This window comes from Enterobacter cloacae complex sp. HYC033_NIDB, assembly GCF_056673335.1.
The window spans coordinates 3,824,247-3,848,548 of the sequence record NZ_CP115123.1; the positions used below are offsets into that span (position 1 = coordinate 3,824,247).

Below are 24,302 nucleotides of genomic sequence, written 5' to 3' on the forward strand. Positions count from 1 at the left end.
AAATCAGGCTCTTGGTTTGTAGTTTCTCAGCGCGTTACGGCCGAGGACGACAGCAGAACCGATGATCCCGCCGAGGAGAACGGCAAGGATGAGGGTGATGGCCTTTTTAGGGCTGTCACGCTTGATTGGCAGATCTGGTTTCATCACGTAACGATACACGTGTACTGTGTCTGGGTTAACATTGAGGTTTTCAATATCCAGTAAGTTCTTTTTGGTCTGATAGTAAGAGCCAGGGAAGACCAGCGGACGGGACGCCTCGTTATCAACCATTGATTTGAGCGCTACGGTGCCCAGCAGGAACATGGTTTCCTGAGTAACATCCTGCGTTTGCTGGAGCTGCGGTGTACTAATTTTCGCCGCTTCCGCGTTCTTAAGCGCCTCAGAAATTTGCTTGATACGCAGATCTTTTTGCTCCTGTGCCACTTTCTCCTGGTTCAGAAGAGAGTCGTTCAGGGTTGTGATCTGTTGCTTGAGGTTGTCTCTGAGGTCAAGCGTCAGTTCTTTGGCCGTTTGTTCGTCAACCTGCTGGATGTACTGAGCCAACTGCTTTTGTGCTGCTTCAGCCGAATCGCTCTGATAACTGACAGTTAAAGGTACACTCTGTCCCTTTACAGTAGGCTCAATGCTCAATTTCTCGGGAAATTCCTGGTTGTCCAGCGCTTGCGCTAATGCTGAAAAAGAAGAATTAAAACGACCAATAGCACGATTTTGGATATCTAAGGTTGAAGGTGCTGCCCCGCCATAGAGGATATTCAACGCATTGGAATAGGTGGCGATTTGTGCCGCATCTGGCTGGGCTATGATGGCGGATGACGTCCATTTCTCTTTGGCTACAGTAATATAAATAACGGCGAGAACGATAAAAGCAGCAACAAATGCCCCTATTACCCACTTACCACGCCACAGCTGTAGCACTAAATCCAGTAAATCAATTTGCTCCGGGTCATTGTTGCGTGTGACCAGGTTATCGTTGTTGTGCGTCATACAATCCCTAACAGATGAAAAAGGGCAAAAACAATCTTGTTTCCATAGTGTATCTGTTGCTGGCGATTTTTCTATAAGAATCCGATGAGTTATATCGGAAAGATGAGTTATGTAAGTGAAGTGCGACGCGCTATCATAGTCGGATTCTGATGTCTGGGGCATCAATAAGAACACTGTAAATGAGGGAAGCTATGAAATTTCTGGTAACGGGCGCGGCGGGCTTTATCGGTTCTCATGTCAGCAAGCGCCTGCTTGATGTAGGGCATGAAGTTGTTGGGATTGATAATCTGAATGATTACTATGACCCTAACCTCAAGCTCGCTCGCCTCGAACTGCTCAAATCCGAGAGTTTCACCTTCCACAAGCTGGACTTAGCGGACCGCGAGGGCATGGCTGCGCTCTTCGCCAATGAGAAATTTGACCGCGTGATCCATCTTGCCGCACAGGCGGGCGTGCGTTACTCGCTGGAAAACCCGCATGCCTACGCAGATGCTAACCTGGTAGGTCACCTGAACGTGCTGGAAGGCTGTCGCCACAATAAGGTTCAGCATCTTCTGTATGCGTCATCCAGTTCTGTTTACGGCCTCAACCGTAAGATGCCGTTTTCTACTGACGATTCCGTAGACCATCCGGTATCCCTGTATGCGGCAACCAAAAAAGCCAATGAGCTGATGTCGCATACCTATTCGCATCTGTATAACCTGCCAACCACTGGCCTGCGCTTCTTTACCGTGTATGGCCCATGGGGACGCCCGGACATGGCGCTGTTTAAATTCACCAAAGCCATGATTGAAGGCAACAGCATCGACGTATACAACTACGGCAAGATGAAGCGCGACTTCACCTATATCGATGATATTGCGGAGGCGATTATTCGCCTACAGGACGTCATTCCTCAGGCCGATGCCGACTGGACAGTCGAAACCGGTTCGCCAGCAACCAGTTCAGCCCCGTATCGCGTGTATAACATCGGTAACAGTTCACCTGTCGAACTGATGGATTACATTACCGCACTTGAAGAGGCGCTGGGCAAGGAAGCGGTAAAAAATATGATGCCGATCCAGCCGGGTGACGTGCTGGAGACCAGTGCGGACACCAAAGCGCTGTATGACGTTATTGGGTTTAAACCACAAACCTCAGTCAAAGAAGGCGTGAAAAACTTCGTCGACTGGTACCGCAACTTCTATAACGTTTAAAAACAAAAACCCGGCAGAGCGCCGGGTTTTTTTATATCACGATATTAATCAGTCGCTGCCGAACAAATCGCGGGTATAGACTTTATCTTTCACGTCCGCCAGCTCTTCCGCCATACGGTTGGAGATAATTACGTCCGCTTCTTTTTTGAATGCATCCAGATCGCGGATCACACGCGAATGGAAGAACTCGTCTTCCTGCATGGCCGGTTCATAAATAATCACCTGAACGCCCTTCGCCTTAATACGCTTCATGATCCCCTGAATGGAAGAAGCGCGGAAGTTATCAGAACCGCTCTTCATGATCAGACGATATACACCCACCACTTTCGGCTGACGCGCCAGAATGGAATCTGAGATGAAGTCCTTACGCGTGCGGTTGGCATCCACAATGGCGGAAATCAGGTTGTTCGGCACTGCCTGATAGTTTGCCAGCAGCTGCTTGGTATCTTTTGGCAGGCAGTAACCACCGTAACCGAAGGACGGATTGTTGTAATGGTTACCGATACGCGGGTCAAGACACACGCCCTCGATGATCTGACGGGTGTTCAGACCTAAGCTTTCGGCATAGCTGTCAAGTTCGTTGAAGTAAGCCACACGCATCGCCAGATAGGTATTGGCGAAAAGCTTAATGGCCTCAGCTTCTGTGGAATCGGTGAACAGGACCGGAATATCTTTTTTGATTGCGCCTTCCTGAAGCAACGCAGCAAAACGCTCCGCACGCTCGGAACGCTCGCCAATCACGATACGGGATGGGTGCAGGTTATCGTATAACGCCCTGCCCTCGCGGAGAAATTCCGGCGAGAAGAAGACATTATCAATACCCAACTCTTCTTTAATCGATTTGGTGAAACCCACTGGAATTGTCGACTTGATGATCATCACTGCGTTCGGGTTGATTGCCGTAACGTCTTTAATCACCGCTTCAACGGTTGAGGTATTGAAGTAGTTAGTTTTAGGATCGTAGTCGGTTGGGGTGGCGATGATGACGAAATCCGCATCGCGGTATGCGTCTTCTTTGTCCGTGGTAGCGCGGAAGTTCAGCGGTTTGGTCGCGAGGTATTCTTCAATCTCTTTATCGACGATCGGGGACTTCTTCTGGTTAAGCATGTCCACTTTTGCCTGCACGATATCCAGCGCAACCACTTCATGGTTTTGTGCAATCAGAATACCGTTTGAGAGACCAACATAGCCTGTTCCGGAGATAGTTATTTTCATTCGTTTAACTTCTTCAAGTTTGAGTTTCTGGAGGCGTAAGCACACCACCGCAATAAACAACTGTTGAGGTTTTTACCTCTTAAGTTGAGGGACTGTCAAGGCGAATGCCTTGCTTCAGAAAGGGATAAACGTAGTGATTTATGCGGCAATGAAAGTGGTTGGCTGGAAAAAGTAAGTCAACATGGGCCGAAAGCGATAAAAAAAGCCCGGTGAGACTCACCGGGCCATGCTATCAGACTGAGTTAAATCAGATTAATCCAGCCATTCGGTGTGGAACACACCTTCTTTATCGGTACGCTTATAGGTATGCGCACCGAAGTAGTCACGCTGTGCCTGAATCAGGTTCGCTGGCAGAACGGCAGCGCGATAGCTGTCGTAATATGCCACCGCAGCGGAGAAGGTCGGAACCGGGATACCATTCTGCACCGCGTACGCAACAACATCACGCAGCGCCTGCTGATATTCGTCAGCAATTTGTTTGAAGTAAGGCGCCAGCAGAAGGTTTGCGATACCCGCATTCTCAGCGTAGGCATCGGTGATTTTTTGCAGGAACTGAGCGCGAATGATACAGCCGGCACGGAAGATCTTCGCAATCTCGCCGTAGTTCAGATCCCAGTTATTCTCGTCAGATGCCGCGCGCAGCTGAGAGAAGCCCTGCGCGTAAGAGACGATTTTACCCAGATACAGCGCGCGACGGACTTTCTCAACGAACTCTGCTTTATCACCAGCGGGTTTGGCCTTCGGGCCAGACAGCACTTTAGATGCTGCAACGCGCTGCTCTTTCAGAGAAGAGATATAACGTGCGAAGACGGATTCGGTGATCAGGGACAACGGCTCACCCAGATCCAGAGAGCTCTGGCTGGTCCATTTACCGGTACCTTTGTTAGCGGCTTCATCCAGAATCACATCAACCAGGTATTTACCCTCTTCATCTTTCTTGGTGAAGATATCTTTGGTGATGTCGATCAGGTAGCTGTTCAGCTCGCCTTTATTCCACTCGGTGAAGGTCTCTGCGAGCTCCTCGTTGGAGAGGTTCAGGCCGCCTTTCAGCAGAGAGTAGGCTTCAGCAATCAGCTGCATGTCGCCATATTCAATGCCGTTGTGAACCATTTTCACGTAATGACCAGCGCCATCAGGACCGATATAGGTCACGCATGGCTCGCCGTCTTCAGCTACGGCTGCGATTTTAGTCAGAATAGGCGCAACCAGTTCGTACGCTTCTTTCTGACCGCCAGGCATGATGGATGGACCTTTCAGAGCGCCCTCTTCACCGCCGGATACGCCGGTACCGATGAAATTGAAGCCTTCAGCAGACAGTTCACGGTTACGACGAATGGTGTCCTGGAAGAAGGTGTTGCCGCCATCGATAATGATGTCGCCTTTATCCAGATACGGTTTCAGTGAATCGATAGCTGCATCGGTACCTGCGCCCGCTTTCACCATTAACAGGATACGACGAGGTGTTTCCAGAGACTCAACGAACTCTTTAACCGTATAGAAAGGAACCAGTTTTTTGCCTGGATTCTCAGCGATGACTTCTTCGGTCTTATCACGGGAGCGGTTGAAAACGGAGACGGTATAACCACGGCTTTCGATGTTGAGCGCCAGGTTGCGCCCCATCACTGCCATACCGACAACGCCGATCTGTTGCTTGGACATTACATACTCCTGTCTTGGGGATAATCACTGCGGTGCGATGCAGTTTGAATGTATATACGATGTTAACTCAAGCCTGTTACTTATGGATAGCCTTTGGTGCGCTAACGGCCGCGAGATAGGCAAACAGTGTATCGTTTAGTCAAAATAGACGGAATCGGCGAACGTCTTGCCTAAACTATCCTTGGATGACAGCAGGGGTAACTCACCATCAATAAGTGGCCACTTAATCCCAACAGAATCATCATTCCACAATAGGGAATGTTCAGACAAAGGGTTATAATAATCAGTGCACTTATAGACAAACTCAGCGCTTTCAGACAAGACGTAAAAACCGTGAGCAAATCCCTCAGGGATCCAAAGTTGACGTTTGTTTTCAGCGGAAAGCATAATACCTGTCCAGCGCCCAAACGTGGCTGATGATTTTCGCATATCAACAGCAACATCAAAGACTTCTCCGCTGACAACACGTACCAATTTTCCTTGTGGATTTTGAGTCTGGTAATGTAAGCCTCTCAAAATATTTCTTGCAGATTTTGAGTGGTTATCCTGCACGAAGTTACGTTCGCATACCAATTCACAAAATTTCTTTTGTTGCCAAGTTTCCATAAAGAAACCCCGTTCATCACCAAAAGTGACCGGCTCGATGATTTTTACATCAGGAATTTCAGTATCAATGACTTTCATTATTAACTCTTTATTTCCCCAAAACTTCTATTACCACACGTTCAACACCTTGTTTCCAGTCTGGAAGTGTCACATTAAACACACGCTGGAATTTCTGATTTGAGAGGCGTGAATTCAACGGACGAGTAGCAGGTGTCGGATATTCACTGGTAGAAATGCCGTTAACTTCCTGGATAAGCAGAGGCTCACCCTGAGCTTTAGCCGTTTCGAAAACAAAATTAGCATAATCAAACCAGGTCGTTTCCCCGCTTGCGACTAAATGGTATTTACCAACAACAGATTTATTATTCTGCTCTTCACGAATTGCGAGTGCAGTACAATCAGCCAATAATTCAGCACTTGTCGGAGCGCCATGCTGGTCGTTGATAACGGACAACCTCTCTTTCTCACGAGCTAAACGCAGCATGGTTTTCGCAAAATTATTACCACGAGTGGCATAAACCCAGCTGGTGCGGAATATGAGATGTCGGGGATTAAGGCGCGTAATTTCCAACTCGCCTGCTAATTTAGTCTCACCGTAGACATTTAACGGTGCTGGTGCCTCATCTTCCAGACGATAATGATCGCCCTCACCATCAAACACATAATCTGTAGAGTAATGAATTAGGAGCGCACCTAATTTCGCTGACTCCTCAGCGAGAACCGCAACCCCTTTCTGATTGAGCAACTTAGACAGGTTACGTTCTTGTTCGGCTCTGTCCACAGCGGTATGCGCTGCCGCGTTAACGATAACATCAGGTTTCACCAATCGTACGGTTTGTGCGATGCCAGGAAGGTCAGTCAAGTCACCACATAAATGCTTGTCGAAATAATCTACTGCGATGACTTCTCCAAGAGTGGAAAGAGAACGTTGTAATTCCCATCCAACCTGCCCATTTTTTCCTACAAGTAAAATTTTCATTGGCATGCCGGTTTATTGTCCAATCAACATTTTCAAATATTGACCATAAGATGTTTTCTGAAGCAGATCGGCCTGAACTGCTATTTCGTCCGCACTAAGCCATCTATTACGGAATGCAATTTCTTCAAGGCATGCCACTTTCATACCCTGCCGCTTTTCAATGGTATGAATGAACTGAGAAGCTTCAATCAAGCTATCGTGAGTACCTGTATCGAGCCAGGCAAATCCACGACCTAATAACTCCACCTCAAGCTCACCCCGGTCAAGATACATCTGATTTAGAGTTGTGATTTCAAGCTCACCGCGAGCAGAAGGCTTTATTTCCTTAACCATGTCGACAACATTATTGTCATAGAAATAGAGTCCAGTAACTGCCCAGTTTGATTTAGGCTTGAGGGGTTTTTCCTCAATAGATAATGCTTTGAAATGTTCATCGAACTCGACAACACCAAAGCGCTCCGGATCCTGAACCTGATAACCAAACACAGTTGCCCCTGACGTTTTCTTTGCCGCCGCATTCAACTTCATACCGAAACTTTGACCAAAGAAAATATTATCACCCAACACTAATGCGCAAGGCTCGTCGCCAATAAACTTTTCACCGATCGTAAATGCCTGTGCCAGGCCATCTGGTGAGGGCTGCACGGCGTAGGTGAAATTAACACCAAACTGCGAGCCATCTTTCATTAAGCGCTGGAAAGCAGGCATATCTTCAGGTGTGGTGATAATGAGGATATCCCGAATACCGGCAAGCATGAGTACCGATACTGGGTAAAAAATCATAGGCTTGTCATATATAGGGAGCAGTTGCTTAGACACACCTTGTGTAATCGGGTACAGGCGTGTACCTGAACCGCCAGCTAAAACAATTCCTTTCATAACGCTATACCTCGATTATTTGTTCAGGCCAAGACGTTCACCAGCGTAAGAGCCATCAAGAACACGCTGCCACCAACCTTCATTATTAAGATACCATTGAATAGTTTTTTCGATCCCGCTTTCAAAGGTTTCAAGAGGCTCCCAGCCGAGATCATTTTTCATTTTAGTTGCATCAATGGCATAACGAAGATCATGTCCAGGACGATCGGCAACAAAAGTTATAAGCTCTGCAAAATTGACAATACCGTTTGGTTTTTTATCTATGATTTTATCAAGAATTGCGCAAATAGTTTTTACAACATCAATATTTTTACGTTCGTTATGACCACCAATGCAATATGTATCACCGATCTTGCCCTCTGTAGCCACTTTGTACAGTGCGCGGGCGTGATCATCAACATACAGCCAATCGCGGATCTGCTCGCCGTTCCCATAGACCGGGAGTGGTTTTCCCGACAAAGCATTAAGAATAATGAGCGGAATTAACTTCTCTGGAAAATGGTAGGGGCCATAGTTGTTAGAACAGTTGGTAATCACCGTTGGTAAGCCATAGGTACGATTCCAGGCGCGAACTAAATGATCGCTACCAGCCTTAGAGGCCGAGTAAGGGCTACTTGGCGCATAAGGTGTTTCTTCAGTGAATAATCCGTCAGCATCGTGAAGATCGCCAAAAACTTCATCAGTAGAGATGTGGTGGAAGCGGTAAACCTTCTTCCTATCATCATCAAGTGATGCGTAATACTGACGCGATGCTTCAAGAAGAATGAATGTACCTATTACGTTAGTCTGGATGAAGGCCGCGGGCCCGTCGATAGAACGGTCAACATGACTTTCAGCAGCCAAATGCATCACGATATCAGGCTGGAAGGAATTGAAAATATCCGCAACAGCTTTCGCATTAGTAATATCAGTTAGAGAGAATGAGTATCGCGAATTTTTTTCAACTGGTGCCAGAGACTCAACATTACCTGCATAGGTTAAACAATCAACCACGCATACTGAATCCTGAGTATTATTTATAATATGCCGAACCACGGCTGAACCAATAAAACCAGCACCACCAGTGACAAGAATTTTCATAGTTTTCACTTTCTGTTAGTTATTCAGAGGAGCTCTATACTCAACTGACTCATACAATTCTTTATAAGCTGTTAAAGGATCACTTTTTTTTGAGTATATTATCTATATGCATTGCAAGCATCTCTTCCGTACGGACAAAGTCACATTTTTCTTCGAATGTTTTCAATGCATTTTTAGACATTTGAGCAACCAACTCGGGATCCCTATTAATCTTTTCTAGAGCGCGCGTCCATTCAATTAAAGAATTATCTTTAATATAAATCCCGCACTTCTCTTTCTCAATATCGACATACCAGTAAGGGTTGTATGTAGCAATAACTGGCACGCCTAAAGCGATAGCCTCAATCAATGAAGACAATCCGACACAATAATTGATCTTATCTGTTTTAATAGGGATAATCATGCTCTTTGATGCACTTACTTTCTCAAGCAAGTCTGTATATGCCCAGCGACCTTTATTTATCCTAATGTCGCCATTTACATTTGCATAGCTATCAGGCAAATTTAAATCGCTGGTATAGATATCAATTGTAACGTCGCTATTTTTTACCGATGACATTACAGACGGCAGATCCCTATTTTCACGCCCTGTCGAAATTATATTCTCGTTATGTAATCCATTAATAAAAGGTGCATAGAAAGTTGCATCTCCTCCCCATGGTATAAAGTGACATTGATGAGAATGAAGTCCTCTTGAGGCCTTGATTTCATCGCGTGACTTTTCCGAAAGAAAGAAAATCGCATCAATTTTTCTTACATAACACTTTAAAAATGGCAGAAGCAATGAATGTATTACTTTCTTTAACCGAGACACTGGAGGGGAGAAAACATCGAGATGCATCCAACCCGCAAACTTTGTTTTAAATAAAAAATACGTGCCAGAATATAAAAAAGCATCGTTTTTCTTTTAATAAAAGGCATAAAGAACAAATCTGGTTTGAACTTCCAAAATGAAATCAGATCATTAAGTAAGTTTCCCCGACCGACCATTACCTCAAAGCCCATCTTTTCTAATTTGGATACGCCGTATACGAACTGCGCAGGGATCTCATTTTTTTTATAACGGCTAAAGGCAGCGCCGTTATCATTAACAAAAACAAAGGCTTTCATTAAAACTCCGTATTAGAGGCCATATCCAATGTGCTTAATTCAGTAAGCGCCTTTTCTCAACAGAACCACATTGACGGTTTTGAAGAGAATGACGATATCATTCCACAAAGACCAGTTTTTGACATACCAGGAGTCAAAATAAACACGCGTGGTGTAGTCAACATCGTTACGTCCACTCACCTGCCACAGGCCAGTCATGCCTGGCTTTACCATCAGATAATATTCAACGTCATCGGCATAGCGTTCCAGCTCTTCGTGGATGACCGGACGCGGGCCGACCAGGCTCATCTCACCTTTGAGTACGTTAAATAACTGAGGTAACTCATCAAGACTCGTTTTACGAATGAAGTGACCAATAGCAGTAATACGCGGATCGTTTTTCAACTTAAAATCTTTTTCCCATTCAGCACGCGCTTCAGGATCTTTCTCAAGTAATTCTGCAAGGATCTCTTTTGAATTGATATTCATAGAGCGAAACTTATAACAGTCAAATTTCTCACCACGGCGCCCAATTCTCGTATGAGCATAGATAGCTGGCCCACCATCACGGGAAACTTTATACCACAGGTAAACCAGCAGTGGCGATGAAACAAGAAGAATGCCTAAGGTGCAGACGATATCGAAAGTACGCTTAATGAAGCGCGAGGTCAGTTTAGACAGATTATTGTGAACCTGAAGAAGTAATACTTCGTGGCTAAATATAAATGACATACTAGTGCCGTATAAAGGGAATCCTCTCAGAGATGGAATAATTATAACGTTACGGCACTTATGTTTCGCAAGGAATCGTAACCAGTTTTCAAATTTATCTTTTTCGTCAAAATCGCACGCGACTACGAACTGAGTTGAAAACGAATTATAATGAGTAAGCAATGTCTCTTCATCTTTAACGATCGGACACTCTTCCATAATATCGGCTGTCGCATCAAAATCACAAAACGCATCAATTTTGAAACCAGACACCTCATGGCTTTGTAAAGCATAATAGGCTTCACGCGCATTTCGTCCGGAACCTAAAATAACGGTGCGCTTTTTCCAGTAGCCAAATTTGTTAAGGATGATTTTTGTAATTTCACGCGATAACGGAACCATAATGATGGCATATAGCCAACAGTAGGCCCAAATATAGCGAGAAAAGTGCCATTTAGAAAATGCCACTAATGCAAGATCGAAGATCGAAAAAATGACAATAGTACGCAGTGTTTCTTTAAGTTCAGACCAGAAGGGTTTCTTTTGTGCATAATGACGTAAGCGGACGCCAAACCAAAACACACACATTACAGTCAGAATAAAGTGTGATAACACCCTCACATCAATCTGGCGAATTGGCATAAAGGTATTTAAATCGCCAATAAAAAACATGACGGTTAAAAAGGAAAGCCCCAAAGAAACATTAAGCCAAAATAAATCCGATGCAATTAAGGCCCCACGGCAAATGAATTCTTTCTTTTGATCTTTAAATACGCTAATTTTCATTGTTTAATCCCTGACATAAATCGACTGATTTATGCCGTGGTCATTATTTTTCCGGATGAGTATAACTGTTCTGTACTCGCGCAGCCTGAGTATTGATCAGTGACTCAGAATATTGAGCCCAGGCACTATCGACATACTGACTAATCTCGTCACGGAAACGCTGCTCTGAGAAGGTTAAAGCATGTTCGCGACAGTCTTCTGGCTTAATTTTATCGGCGTATTTTTCAAAAGTATTCACGGCTTCGCATATAGCGTCTGCGGTTTGTTCAAAGAAGAACAGCCCCGTCGGTTTATCGCTACCAAGGGGTTTAACCGTTTCAAGGCACCCGCCTTTACCGTACGTAATGACCGGCGTACCGCTTGCTTGTGCTTCTACAGGTGAGATACCAAAATCTTCTTCTGCGGCAAATACGTAAGCTTTGGCACGCTTCATATAGTCTACCATGGCAGCATCATCCTGATAGCCGAGTAGCGTGATATTATCCGTCGCCAGCTGTTTGATCTTATCCATCTCAGAACCATCACCGATAACCACTAACTTTTTATCAGGCATTTTGGCAAACGCACTAACAATGAGATCTACACGCTTATAAGGTACCATGCGACAAGCAGCCAGATAGAAATCCTCTTTTTTTTCACTGAATTCAAACTTATCCGTATTCACAGGCGGATAGATGACGTCTGCTTGTCTGCCATAAACTTTGTTAATGCGACGTGCAATAAATCGCGAGTTACCAATAAAATGATTAACGCCCGCAGCAGTACGGTAATCCCAAATACGAATCTTATGCAGGAGATACTTGGCAAGCCAGCCTTTAAGACCTTTGTTCAGGCCAGATTCACGCAAATACTGGTGCTGGAAATCCCAAGCATAACGAATAGGCGAATGGACATATGACACATGAATCTGGTCAGGGCCTGTAATCACCCCTTTAGAAACAGCATGACTGCTTGAAATAACAACATCATAAGCTGACATATCAAGCTGTTCAATTGCCAATGGCATCAACGGCAGATAAGACTGGAATTTTTTTGCTGCAAATGGTAAACGCTGAATAAATGTAGTAGTGACTTTTTTATTATTAAGAAAATGTTTGTCTTTCGGCTTTAAGAAATCACATACAGCGAAAACATCCGCATCGGGATAACAACGTAAAATTTGCTCAACCACTTTTTCAGAACCCGCATAGGAACTGAACCACTCATGAACGATTGCTACTTTCATTGCGCTTCTCATCAATTAGCTTAAACATTTTTTTAGTGCGTGACTGGTAAGTATATTCTCGGGCAAGCTCCTGACATTTCTCCACAGAAATCCGATCGCCAGAGGTAATATCTTCCAGAGCTGAAATAAACTCAGCGGGGGTGTGGGCAACGCGAAAATAGTCTTTAAAGTCACACAAGGACGCTAAATCGACACTCACCACTGCCTTCCCTGCCGCCAGATACTCAAAGAACTTCATAGGGAACATTGAAGCAGTATATTCATTCAAATTATTAGGCAGCAAAGTTGCGGCAAAGCCCTTCAGGTAGCCAGGCAACTGCTGGTACGCCCTTGGCCCAATTAAATGAATATTTTTGTGACGGGTAAGTTGGGTCGCATCAGTGTTAGGATCTCCTTCGCCAACATCGCCAATCATCACGAGCGACCATTCAGGATGAGCTTCTGCAATCGCTTCCAGGAGAGAGAAATTCACCTTATAGCCGCTAATCGCGCCAATAAAGCCAATTCTTGGCTCCGGGATCGCGTTCAGGTCGGCAGGAACGGGCAGTTGATCATCCAGCGCTTTTGAAAAGTGATTATAATCAGCTACGTTAGAGAAGTAATAGACCTCATCGCTCCAATGCTTTCTTGACTTCAGAAGCGTCAGAGAAGTGACAAAGGTAATGTCTGCGCGACGTACAAGCTCTTCCTCTGCATCCTGAAGGATCTCTACCGGCATTCCAGGCTGAGCTTTAATTTCGTCGACACAATGATAAACAACATAACCGAAATCACCCGGCTCCAGAAAACGCGTGGTCAACGGGTTATAGGTCCATAGCGTTTCGTCTTTGAATTTTAAACGCCAGCACCAGAATTTGAGCGCGCTGCTCAAAATCAGTTTATTAAGCTTACGCACAAAAGCGTAGTTATTAAATGGGATGGAAATTGGTGACCATACCCAGACATTGTCGCGCACTTTTCGAGGTGCTTTAATCGCTTTAAGAACCCGGCGGAAGATACGCGAAAGGTCTTTCTTATTTACACTAGGTCGGCGCAGTCCCAGAGACTCTATGTAAAGAACACGGTGCCCACGGTTTGCCAGCTCTAAGGCAACATGCTGTTTATTTGTCCAGAATGGGTTGTCCCAGTCTGCCGTGGATAAGACGACGATGTCTTTTATATCTTTTTTTTTGTTCATAAAAATATGCTATCTCAGTCCTTTTTTTAGGAAAATCCCTTTAATACCATTTCGGTACAATGGGAATAACATTGCCCATAACAGACTAAACATCACAAATATTGCGCCATTAATTAAAAGTCGGAAAATAACATTATCAGGTTGAATAATGTAATGCCCAAGAGTCAAGATAATAGATGTATAAAGAATTAATCCCAAAGAAATTTTAATTATCACAGGAAAAAGATCTTTTGCAATCCTTAAGTAACACGCGCTAAGGATAAACATCATTAAACTGTATATCGAATTCCCTAGCCCTAACCCAAATGCACCCCACATTTTATACGTCGCCAGGTTGACAACCGCATTGCTCAGCAATGCAACCATCATCACAACTAATACTTTCTTATTATTGAGATGTGCGCTCAATGCCTTAATGAATATATAACCTATCACCTGAGCCCAAAGGCCTATGCACATTCCTTGAATAATATCAGTTGTTACCGTTACGGAGTGCTGATCAAATGCACCACGCATAAACAGTAGAATAACGATGTCTTTTGCATAGAAAAAAATGAAAAAAGACATGTTTATAACAAGCAGTGCCAGCCAATTATAAATAAACCTTATCTTATCTCGAACAACTTCTGGCTTCTGCGATGACCATTCAGATAATCCAGCAAATGCTATCGGCACAGACAAAATAAAAACAACAGTGTCAGTAATAAACCGGGCATAATCGAGTCCGGACACTACATCAATACTGATTAATGATGCTAGTGCTCTTTCCAGAGTAATATTACCTTGCAATATTAGAGGTAGTATAAGCAAGGGCCGAAGCGTTATCCAAAAACTCTTCATTACCAATTTGACTTCGGTCGCATCAAAACGACCAGGGAGGGCTAGAATAGTGCCCTTTCTTGCACGGATAAGCGCCCAGATACTAAAAATTATATAGCTACCTGTAAAACCCCATGCAAGTAATAGATAATTATTATAATAATATGCAGCAACCACACCCAACAGCATGCCGACATTTTGAATGGAGGCCCGCATAGATATGGGTTTATAATCTCCATGTGCCATCGACAAATAATTTATTAACGCTGAAAAAAGATAGAAAGGACAACAGATAGCCATTATCTTAAGTAACTCAGTCGACATCTCACGCGCATTCCCGCCAATTCCGGGAGCCATGATACCGACCCAATAGTCTGATAAAAAATACAGAACAATGAATATAAATACAGATATCAGAGCGAAAAAAATAAACATACAGAGCTTGAAAGTCGATGCACGAAATTCATTCTCGGTGAGATATTTTTTATATAATGGGATGAATGCTGAATTAAGGCTGTCACTGGTCATAAAATTGATTGGTACAAGGGTTCCCGTCTGCGCAATACGATAAGCCCCGTTGACATCTCCTGTACCAAAAAACTTTGCCATCAAAACTTCCCTGACCAATCCAAGGACTTTCGAAAGCATGTTGCCGCCTAGCAGCTGGCTAATAGCTTTTTTCATTTAGAATTTCTTAGGAATAATGAGGTATATTCGCTCACAGAGTGACTTAATGTATTTTTTTTGGGGATAAAAGATCTTCTTTCCTTGCTACTAAGAGTATTAATATAAGCCTGCACATCTTTAAAAGGAATATGATTAGGATTGCACTTGAATATCTTATCGCTCGAATTAAATGTAAGATGTTCCGATATTATAAGAGGTAATCCGGAGCTCATCGCCTCCAGTACATTCAATGGCAATCCTTCAACTCTTTTGGTAAGGAATAGAAAAATATCGGCACCTTGCATTATTTTTGCCAAATCAGTTCGCGTTTTTGCCCCCAAGAAAATTACATCATGATTTAACTTGAGTTCGTCAACTTTCTTTCGCAACTGTTTTTCATAAGGTCCATCACCACAAATCAAAAGTTTCGCATCTACGTTAACTTTTTTTATTTCAGCGAAAAGATCGATATTTTTATCAACCCCCTTTTGCTCATGTAGGCGTGATGCTGACAAGAATATTTTTGCTTCAAAGCTTATGCCTAACTGCTCGCGCACAGTGTTTCGCTGAGATATATCATCAGAGAACAAATATTCGTCAATTCCATTTTCGATTTTAACTACTTTATCGTTACTGCAAATAAGCGTTGTTGGAAAGGACGTTAAATCTTTTTTTACAGCGTCCCCAACAGCAACAACCCAGTCGAAGTAAGAGTAATGTTTAGCATCTGAATAAAAACCAAGTATATTTTTAACACTTGATAAAATCTTTTTAATTTTCCGTGTTTTTATCTTAGAAACTAATTCACCAATTGATGTGCCATGGGCCTGCATAATAAACTTTGCATTTGGGAATAATTTTTTGTGTTTAAGTGTACTAAATGCCCCTGCGCTAATGCTAATTACCGCACTAACATTATCTTTAGTTCTCCACGTTTCAATGATTTTTTCAGTCTCAGCCCACCAACCGGGCGAATATGCCGCCTTAGGGATATTTTTTAACTTTATTATTTGTGGGGTATTTTCTAAAACAGGAATATCTTCATCAAAATCCGTGGTAACTACAGTAACCTTAAAGCCTTTAACCTGTAGCTGAACCGCTAAATCCCATGCTACAACTTCCATTCCGCCAAGGTGATGGAATGGAAGAGAGCGAGCAAATATGATTACTTCCTCAGCCATGAATCAGTTCCTGATATATTTTTTCTAATTTTATGGTTTGTTTGGACAAGTTAAATTTTTCGCTAATGAAAATACGGGCATTTTTACCCATTTCAAACCGCTTATGTTCATCCTTCATTAGAAACGAGATTCTTTCCGCTAATTGCTTATCATCTCGCTCTTTAACTAAAAACCCAGTTTGCTCATCGATAATCGCCTCTGGTATCCCACCATGCTGAGTACCGATGACAGGAACACCGGTCACTGCCGCTTCAAGAAGAACCATACCCAACCCTTCAGCATCACCGGTTTTCGCTGTAATGCTTGGTAAAACCAACATGCTGGCTTTACGCATCCATTCCATAACATCGACGTGGGGCAACGCGCCTGTAAAAGTAACGGTTTGATCCAGACCAAGGGATGTGACCTGAGCCTTTAGCCCATCCAATAACGGACCTTCTCCTATAATCACAAGCTTAACATCAGGATTTGATACCTTTACCTGCTTGACTGCATTGATTAAAACGGCCGTCCCTTTTTTCTCTACCAGCCTTGCAACATGAAGGATAATGCCTTGATCGTCCTCTTTTGCACGCGGCTGATATTTATTCACATCGATACCAATATAGTGCTGAATGATTTTGCTTTCCGGGAAACCATGTTGCAGTGCCTGACGGGCAATGAAATCTGAAACACAAATAAACTTATCGCCCTGACTTTTAACTTTGTTTTGATGGAGAAGATAATTAATCCAGGCTGGTGACCGGGACGCCAGTAAATCCTTATTACTGACCGTCACATCAAATCCATGAAGTGTCGTCACCAAAGGAATACCTTTCTTCTGCGCCAGCTTTAAAGCATAAAGTCCATCGATCGCAAAGTGTGCATGAATGAGGTCTAAGGGCTGTGATTTTAAAACAGACTGATAAGGCAGCTGCGACGTGGTGATCGCATTCACCATTTCTGCGAGTTTACCGTAAACATTTCCATGTTCATTCAATACACATGCGACTGAGCCTTCTGGTTTCGTCCCGATGAGGCGTCTGCCGATATAGCATTTATCAAAACACTGTAATGCTTCAGCCTGCTGCTGAATAAAAACTTCCGAACCCTTAAAAAGCTGGTTTCTGAAAATACCGACCGTCTTCATTCCTGTACCCTATTATGCCGATTAATCGGTAAATTTGCTGCCAGGCAAAGCCCAAGCATTACGGCTAACACGATCATCTGGTGTTGCTCACCTATTAAGCCAAAGTTTTCGCCAAATCCGTGAGCAAAAAGCCAGGAAAGCACCATCAGGAAGGAAAAGCCGATGTTTTTTTGTTCATTATTTGTACTTCGTATTGCTCTCAAAGCAACCCCAATGCTGCAAAGGATAAAACCTAGCCCCAGCATTGAAGCAATAATTCCTGACTTAGACCAAAGATAAATAAGCGTGTTGTGTGGCGGAAGGAAATAATCAGTGTGCTTACTGTAATCGGCTTCCCAACCACCGTAGCCCTGCCCCATCAGTGGATTATTTAAAAATGCGTCAAATGCATAGTTCCATATCTCGTAACGTGTTTCAGCCGTATCCGTGGATTCTTTTAAAAAAACGCTTTGTTCGGTAATGCTGAAAACAACGCTTATAGCGATTAATACTATGGCAAACGAGGCGCCTACTGAACTCAAAATGACGCGTGTCGAACGCTGAAGTTTCAGATAGAAAATAAATGCCGGGATAAGTATCGCGAAAAGGACGCCCGCTTTGGAGCCGGTAAAAAATACGGTTGCCCAGAGCAGAATAGCCATCATAAGCGTGATTTTTGATTTCAACGCCTTGTAAATGCCCCAAGCCATAAAGGATGAGATTCCTGCATAACAGGCAGCAGCATTGGCATTAACGAACAAAACCCCACCCGCTTTAACCGGATCGTAGAAGTTATTCCTGGCTCCATCTAATAAGCTCTGAAGCGTATTCATTCCCATCGTATATTTACTTATAGGGGACAACACTACCGCCAATTCGAGTGACTCATTAAATCTAAAGATGATGACCGTAATCGCCTGCAAGCAAACAAAAAACAGCATAACGTTGATAGTTTTATACAATGCAACTCGATCTTTCACCGCTAAAACGTAGACGGCGTTTGAGATGACGATAAATTCACACAAATAGGCAATATCACGAATACCCATCGATTTCTCAACCGACCACGCAAGGCTCAGGGTGCTGATGAGTATCAGGCCAAGAAGCATAATATTCGTTGCTTTTGCTAAGAACCGGTTTGCATTAATAATAAATTCAGGCAGGAGCAATGCCGGAAGCAGAAATGCCATTGGAACATCGGCTCCACCTAATTGCACCAGATAGAGCTGCGGAATGCTACATACCAGCACCATTAACAACCTGATGCGTAGGTGCAGAGCGAGGAAAACAAAAAAGAAAATTAAACCTACGATTGCCGCTAATAAGACTTCTAACATTAATATTTTCCCACGCGATTAGGCAACTTAGAAATTAGCTTTTTATCAGCCCTAACAGCTCATCTCGTTTCGCTTCCATTAAACCCAGATCGGCATCTGCTTCCACATTTAGACGCAGCAGCGGTTCGGTATTGGAGGTGCGAATGTTAAAGCGCCAGCCCGGGAAAGACATGCTCAGTCCATCCGTGTAGTCAATATCCACAGCCAGGGAGGAGTAGCGGTTTTCAATCTCATCAATTAACGCAGAAGCATGGACCACTTTGCGATTAATTTCACCAGATACAGGGAAGCGTGCGATACGTGATTCCACCAGCGAGCCAAGAGAGCGTCCGGATGTTATTACCAGTTCAGCAACCAGCAACCATGGAATCATGCCGCTGTCACAATAAGCAAACTCACGGAAATAATGGTGAGCGCTCATTTCACCGCCGTATACCGCATTCTCTTTGCGCATACGCTCTTTAATAAAAGCATGACCGGTTTTAGACATCACAGGGATCCCGCCCGCGCGCTCGACAATATCAACCGTATTCCAGGTCAGTCGCGGGTCGTGGATGATTTTCGCGCCACGCTCTTTATTCAGGAAGGCTTCTGCTAAGAGTCCAACGATATAGTAACCTTCGATAAAATTGGCTTTCTCGTCAAACAGGAAGCAGCGATCAAAATCTCCGTCAAACGCGATACCCATATCCGCTTCAGCTGTAACAACCGCATTGGCGGTATCCTGGCGTGCTTCTGGCAGAAGTGGATTTGGAATACCGTGCGGGAAAGTACCATCCGGATCGTTATGAACTTTTATAAAATCGACAGGAATGCCGGCCGTTTTGAAACGCTTTTCAATTTCATCAATAACGTGCCCCGCGGCACCATTACCGGAGTTGATGACTAACTTAATCGGTTTAATGCGGAAATTGTCGAGATTGATATAGCCCAGTAAATGATCAACATACTCATTAAGAACGTTAATCTTTTTATAGCTTCCCATACGCTGAGATGGGGCGAAATCATTTATTTCCGCGAGGAGCTGGATCTCTTTCAAACCCGTGTCACCGCTGATCGGCCGGGCACCGCTGCGAACCAGCTTCATCCCGTTATAGTCAATCGGATTATGGCTGGCCGTTACTTCTATACCGCCATCAACGCCCAGATGGAAGGTGGCGAAGTAAATCTCTTCTGTGCCAGAAAGTCCAATATCAAGCACATCACAGCCGCCCGCCATCAAGCCTTCCGCGAGAGCCAGCTTCAGAGACTCACTTGTCAGACGAACGTCGCCGCCGACAACAACCTGTTTTGGTTCCAGACATTGCGCATAAGCGCGACCAATACGCCAGGCAATATCCTCATTAAGCTCTTCACCTAATTTCCCCCGAATATCATAGGCCTTAAAACAACTTAATTTTTTATTGTTATTTTCCATTATGAAATCCTTAGTACGTCATCTTCACCCAAATAACTACCAAACTGAATTTCCAGAATTTCCAGATTTATTTTTCCTGGATTCGAGAGCTTATGTTTTTTTCCCACAGGGATTGTCGTTGATTCATTTTCAGTGAGATAAATTTCGTTCCCTTCGACACCAATTAGCGCCGTTCCGGTCAGCACAACCCAGTGCTCAATACGATGATGATGCAGCTGAAGCGAGAGCTCACCACCAGGAATAATGGTTACACGGTTAACCCGGTAACGCGTATCCCGAACAAGCGTTTCGACATGGCCCCAGGGCATATAACGCGTGGTATGTTCGCGACATTCAGCACGTGAATGGGCTTTTAGATGCTCAACAACAACTTTCACATCCTGGACATTATCCTTATGGGAAACCAGCAGCGCATCTTTGGTATTAACAATAATAAGGTCGTCCAACCCTAACGCTGCGGTTAATTTCCCTTCGCTGCGGATATAACAATCGCGGGTCTGATGGGTGAAAACATCGCCAATCAGCGCGTTGCCATTAGCATCATGCGACGAGGTTTCCCATAGCGCTGACCACGAGCCCACGTCGTTCCACCCTGCATCCATCGCCGTCACAATGCCCAGGTCTGTATGTTCCATCACCGCATAGTCGATGGAATCAGACGGACAACAGGTGAATGTCTCTTTATCGAGTTTGATAAAATCGAGATCGCTGACGGGCTGCTGCATGGCATTTTTGCATGCATCAAGGATCGACGGACAAAATTTCGCAACTTCGTTCAGATAGGAAGAGGCCCGGAACATAAACATACCGCTGTTCCAGAGATACTCTTTACTTTCGAGGTAAGAGATAGCGGTCGCCTGATCCGGTTTTTCAACAAAGCGCTTGATTTTCCAGGCGGTAGACTGATCGGCATGTTGTTCTTCACCACGCTGAATGTAGCCGTAGCCAGTTTCTGGCTGCGTAGGCACGATACCGAAGGTAACCAATTTGCCTTGTTCTGCAAAAGGAATGGCGTTGGTAATGACGGAATGGAATGTGGCTGTGTCGGCAATCAAGTGATCGGCAGCCAGAATGAGCATGACAGGATCTTCACCAGTTTCCAGTGCATGGAGGGCAGCCAGAGTAATAGCCGGTGCCGTATTGCGCCCAACAGGTTCAAGAATGATATTCCCGGCGAGCTTATGCATTTGTCTCAACTGCTCGGCCACCAGAAAACGGTGATCTTCATTGCAGATAACAATCGGATCGGTCACATCCAGACCGTCGAGGCGTGAAATCGTATTTTGCAGCATCGATCCGCCCTGATGGAATGAAAGGAATTGCTTAGGCTGCAACTCGCGAGACATCGGCCATAGTCGACTCCCTGTTCCTCCTGCGATCACCACTGGAAGTAACATCCTGCTTCTCCTGCTTTGCTCAATACTAGATTGTGTGTAAAAAAGGCACGCTACCGCCCCTGGCTTAACAGCTACCAGTGCACTGAGCGAATGTTGAATAAAGGATTTTGAGGTCTGATTACAGACAAAAAACTGGCGTTAATTGTCGTCCTAAATGGACTCGGAAACAAGCACAAATCGTTACAAATCAGTCCACTTTTGAATCAGATAACTCCATGTTATCACTAGAATTAATAACGAAAAACGGCAGTTACCATTTTGGTTATGTTTACACATACCAAATGATAACTGCCGCTTTTTCAAAAAGACAGAGACGAATCAGTCGTTAGCCAGCAACTTCTCAATGCGGCTTCTGAACTTCGCCCCTTCCTTCAGGTTACGCAGACCGTAGTTCACAAATGCCTGCATATACCCCATTTTCTTACCGCAGTCGTAGCTGTCGCCGGTCATCAGCATGGCATCAACGGACTGCTTCTTAGCCAGTTCAGCAATCGCATCGGTCAGCTGGATACGGTCCCAGGCACCAGGCTCGGTTTTTTCCAGCTCAGCCCAGATATCCGCATTCAGCACATAACGACCGACTGCCATCAGGTCGGAGTCCAGGGTCTGAGGCTGATCCGGCTTTTCGATGAACTCAACAATGCGGCTCACCTGCCCTTCCGTCTCCAGCGCTTCTTTCGTCTGAATGACAGAGTACTCAGAGAGATCGCCATCCATGCGTTTCGCCAGCACCTGGCTGCGGCCCGTCTCGTTGAAACGCGCCACCATCGCCGCCAGGTTGTAACGCAGCGGATCCGCAGATGCGGTATCAATGATGATATCCGGCAGAACAACGATGAACGGGTTATCACCCACCACCGGGCGCGCGCAGAGGATTGAGTGGCCCAGACCCAGCGGCTGCGCCTGACGCACGTTCATGATGGTCACGCCAGGAGGACAGATAGACTGAACTTCTGCCAGAAGCTGACGCTTAACGCGCTGCTCAAGCAGCGCTTCGAGTTCATAAGAGGTGTCGAAGTGGTTCTCAACGGCATTCTTCGAAGAGTGCGTCACCAGAACGATTTCTTTGATCCCCGCAGCAACAATCTCGTCGACGATGTACTGAATCATCGGCTTGTCAACGATCGGCAGCATCTCTTTAGGAATGGCCTTTGTGGCGGGCAACATATGCATGCCCAAACCCGCTACCGGTATGACTGCTTTCAAATTAATCATTATTTCTTCCACCTTAAAATGGTTGACGAATTATAGCTTTTAAACCTGTTTTCGTCAGCATGTTTTGCCGTAAATATGAAGTAATCCTAGGTCACCCCACCACAAATTACAGTAGTTGTAATCTGAATAGATCGCGATTCCGTACCAGGAATAGTCGCAAAATAGGCTCTAGGATTACCTGTGCGGCAGCGCAAAATTCAACCGTTCCGTATTCACCACGTGTTGATCGACCCGATCAATATCCACCGAACTCTGCCCCTTTTCATTAACCGCTTTTATGTTCGCGAGCGACAACAGCGTCTCGTTTTTGGCCATAAACTTCCCACGCACGTCTTTGCGCAAGTCGAAGTTCATCTTAAGCGCTGGTCCCGTCGCTGACTCCTGCATCACGTTGATATTACGCAAGAAAAGGTGCTGTGGCTTGTTGTGCAGCTCAAGCGTTGCTCGCTGCATGTTGACGTTGGTGATGGCAACAAACGAGGTGGCATTGCCGGAGGAAATCTGTATCCCGCGCAGCTTATAGGCCAGCTGGCGGTTATCCAGGCGAATATCGTTAAGTTTGAAGTTTTGCGGTATCGACAGATAATCGCCCTTGATCACGCCATACCCGATTAACATTCCGGCGCTGTTCACCATATCGATATTATCAATAACGAAATTATCACAGCCATAAATAGCTACCGTCGCGTTATCAATTCCGGCCTTTTTACTGAAGTCGGGAGTAATATTGCTGGCCTTGATATTACGGATCACAAAGTGTTTACCGTTTTCAACATGGACCAACTGCCGACAGTTGCTGCCGGTGATATTTGCCACCACGAAGTTTTTAACGGTCTGCTGTTCAGGATAGTCATTGTCGTACGTGCTGCCAGCCAGCCCAATACCTATGCCCCAGTTGATCTTGCCGTTGGTGCAGTTGATGTTATCGATCACGTGGTCAGAGATCAGGATGTTACGGTCGTTAATCGCCACGTTCCACTCAATCGCGTCACCCTGCAAATGGCTGAATTTACTGTTGGTTATGCGCGCACCGTCCACCTGATTATGAAAACCCTGGCGCAGAATGGCGTAGTTGGCCTGGCTCACGGCAATGCGATCGATAAGCAGGTTACGCATCACTCTCGGCTTTTTACCGCCGATGTAGATCTGGGTGACGGGGCCGAAGCCGCTCATCGCCAGCCCTTTAATGACACAGTCGGAGCCACGCACGTCCAGCGTAATGTTATGCGTGCGCCCCTCTCCTTCCCCAATGACCTTACAGCCTTCCTGGAGCACAAACCGCCCGCGGCCGTTGCCCTTCAGCGCACCGCGGATCAGCAGGGTTTTGCCATCAGGAATGAAAATGCCGGTATTGATGTTTTCACAGGTTAACCCGGCGGGAACAACAACGGTATCGCCCTCGGTAAATGCCTGCTTAAAGGCGGCGTTCCAGTCGTGATTGTTGTAGCGATCGACAGAAACCGTCTTCCCGGTTGCCGCCCGCACAGCGCGGGGCGACAGCAGCGGCATGGCAGCCAGGACGGATAAAGAAGAGACAAATCGGCGTCGGGTAATCTTTTTCAGCATACAACCTCAG

Annotated in this window: 21 protein-coding genes; 1 reads left to right on the forward strand and 20 read right to left on the reverse strand. The window is 45.0% G+C overall.

The features are described 5' to 3' along the window. Positions 1–3 precede the first annotated feature (3 nt). Positions 4–984 carry an LPS O-antigen chain length determinant protein WzzB gene (wzzB, locus tag O1721_RS18435; RefSeq protein WP_032103478.1) on the reverse strand — a complete coding sequence of 327 codons (981 nt, stop codon included), beginning with the start codon at positions 982–984 and terminating at the stop codon, positions 4–6. 191 nt (positions 985–1,175) lie between these two features. Here wzzB and O1721_RS18440 point away from each other — a divergent pair, with 191 nt between their 5' ends. Further along, positions 1,176–2,180 carry an NAD-dependent epimerase gene (locus O1721_RS18440; RefSeq protein ID WP_032103480.1) on the forward strand — a complete coding sequence of 335 codons (1,005 nt, stop codon included), beginning with the start codon at positions 1,176–1,178 and terminating at the stop codon, positions 2,178–2,180. Positions 2,181–2,228: 48 nt separating this feature from the next. Here the strand turns inward: O1721_RS18440 and ugd are convergent, their stop codons facing one another. From ugd to wcaM, 19 genes are all read right to left on the reverse strand, one after another. Then, positions 2,229–3,395: a UDP-glucose 6-dehydrogenase gene (gene ugd / locus O1721_RS18445; RefSeq protein ID WP_003859477.1), complete on the reverse strand. Its 1,167-nt coding sequence runs from the start codon at positions 3,393–3,395 to the stop codon at positions 2,229–2,231. Positions 3,396–3,647: 252 nt separating this feature from the next. Next, a complete protein-coding gene (gene gndA, locus O1721_RS18450) occupies positions 3,648–5,054 on the reverse strand; it encodes an NADP-dependent phosphogluconate dehydrogenase (protein ID WP_017693097.1) in 1,407 nt (468 codons plus the stop codon). Positions 5,055–5,189: 135 nt separating this feature from the next. Further along, positions 5,190–5,738, reverse strand: coding sequence for a dTDP-4-dehydrorhamnose 3,5-epimerase (rfbC, locus tag O1721_RS18455; RefSeq protein ID WP_023295000.1), 549 nt, complete (start codon positions 5,736–5,738; stop codon positions 5,190–5,192). Between the two features lie 10 nt (positions 5,739–5,748). Further along, entirely contained in the window at positions 5,749–6,639 is an 891-nt protein-coding gene (rfbD, locus tag O1721_RS18460; RefSeq protein ID WP_032103481.1) for a dTDP-4-dehydrorhamnose reductase, read from the reverse strand. A gap of 12 nt (positions 6,640–6,651) precedes the next feature. After that, positions 6,652–7,518, reverse strand: a complete 867-nt coding sequence (gene rfbA / locus O1721_RS18465; RefSeq protein ID WP_032103483.1) for a glucose-1-phosphate thymidylyltransferase RfbA — start codon at positions 7,516–7,518, stop codon at positions 6,652–6,654. 15 nt (positions 7,519–7,533) lie between these two features. Continuing rightward, positions 7,534–8,598, reverse strand: coding sequence for a dTDP-glucose 4,6-dehydratase (gene rfbB / locus O1721_RS18470; RefSeq protein ID WP_032103484.1), 1,065 nt, complete (start codon positions 8,596–8,598; stop codon positions 7,534–7,536). A gap of 79 nt (positions 8,599–8,677) precedes the next feature. Continuing rightward, positions 8,678–9,382 (reverse strand): glycosyltransferase, encoded by a 705-nt coding sequence (locus O1721_RS18475; RefSeq protein WP_479953288.1) that lies wholly within the window; start codon positions 9,380–9,382, stop codon positions 8,678–8,680. Positions 9,383–9,399: 17 nt separating this feature from the next. Further along, entirely contained in the window at positions 9,400–9,708 is a 309-nt protein-coding gene (locus tag O1721_RS18480) for a hypothetical protein (RefSeq protein ID WP_479953291.1), read from the reverse strand. A gap of 39 nt (positions 9,709–9,747) precedes the next feature. Further along, the gene (gene wbaP / locus O1721_RS18485; protein WP_032103487.1) at positions 9,748–11,184 is read right to left on the reverse strand and encodes an undecaprenyl-phosphate galactose phosphotransferase WbaP; all 1,437 of its coding nucleotides are present in this window, start codon (positions 11,182–11,184) and stop codon (positions 9,748–9,750) included. 43 nt (positions 11,185–11,227) lie between these two features. After that, entirely contained in the window at positions 11,228–12,409 is a 1,182-nt protein-coding gene (locus tag O1721_RS18490; protein WP_172973740.1) for a glycosyltransferase family 4 protein, read from the reverse strand. After that, a complete protein-coding gene (locus tag O1721_RS18495) occupies positions 12,387–13,586 on the reverse strand; it encodes a glycosyltransferase (protein WP_032103488.1) in 1,200 nt (399 codons plus the stop codon). Before O1721_RS18495 ends, O1721_RS18490 begins: the two co-directional genes overlap by 23 nt. A gap of 9 nt (positions 13,587–13,595) precedes the next feature. Continuing rightward, positions 13,596–15,089 carry a murein biosynthesis integral membrane protein MurJ gene (gene murJ / locus O1721_RS18500; protein WP_032103490.1) on the reverse strand — a complete coding sequence of 498 codons (1,494 nt, stop codon included), beginning with the start codon at positions 15,087–15,089 and terminating at the stop codon, positions 13,596–13,598. Continuing rightward, positions 15,086–16,252, reverse strand: coding sequence for a glycosyltransferase family 4 protein (locus tag O1721_RS18505; protein ID WP_032103492.1), 1,167 nt, complete (start codon positions 16,250–16,252; stop codon positions 15,086–15,088). The genes murJ and O1721_RS18505 overlap by 4 nt, the downstream gene beginning before the upstream one ends. Continuing rightward, positions 16,245–17,381 (reverse strand): glycosyltransferase, encoded by a 1,137-nt coding sequence (locus O1721_RS18510; RefSeq protein WP_032103494.1) that lies wholly within the window; start codon positions 17,379–17,381, stop codon positions 16,245–16,247. The genes O1721_RS18505 and O1721_RS18510 overlap by 8 nt, the downstream gene beginning before the upstream one ends. Next, entirely contained in the window at positions 17,378–18,697 is a 1,320-nt protein-coding gene (locus O1721_RS18515; protein WP_023295011.1) for an O-antigen ligase family protein, read from the reverse strand. Before O1721_RS18515 ends, O1721_RS18510 begins: the two co-directional genes overlap by 4 nt. Positions 18,698–18,731: 34 nt before the next feature. Further along, complete coding sequence (gene cpsG, locus O1721_RS18520; protein ID WP_032103495.1) at positions 18,732–20,114, reverse strand: phosphomannomutase CpsG; 1,383 nt, start codon at positions 20,112–20,114, stop codon at positions 18,732–18,734. Beyond that, a complete protein-coding gene (locus tag O1721_RS18525) occupies positions 20,114–21,511 on the reverse strand; it encodes a mannose-1-phosphate guanylyltransferase/mannose-6-phosphate isomerase (protein ID WP_032103498.1) in 1,398 nt (465 codons plus the stop codon). The genes cpsG and O1721_RS18525 overlap by 1 nt, the downstream gene beginning before the upstream one ends. A gap of 318 nt (positions 21,512–21,829) precedes the next feature. Further along, positions 21,830–22,726, reverse strand: a complete 897-nt coding sequence (gene galF / locus O1721_RS18530) for a GalU regulator GalF (protein ID WP_010431970.1) — start codon at positions 22,724–22,726, stop codon at positions 21,830–21,832. Positions 22,727–22,900: 174 nt separating this feature from the next. Continuing rightward, on the reverse strand, positions 22,901–24,292 hold the full coding sequence (wcaM, locus tag O1721_RS18535; RefSeq protein WP_015572381.1) for a colanic acid biosynthesis protein WcaM: 1,392 nt from the start codon (positions 24,290–24,292) through the stop codon (positions 22,901–22,903). Between the last annotated feature and the right edge of the window lie 10 nt (positions 24,293–24,302).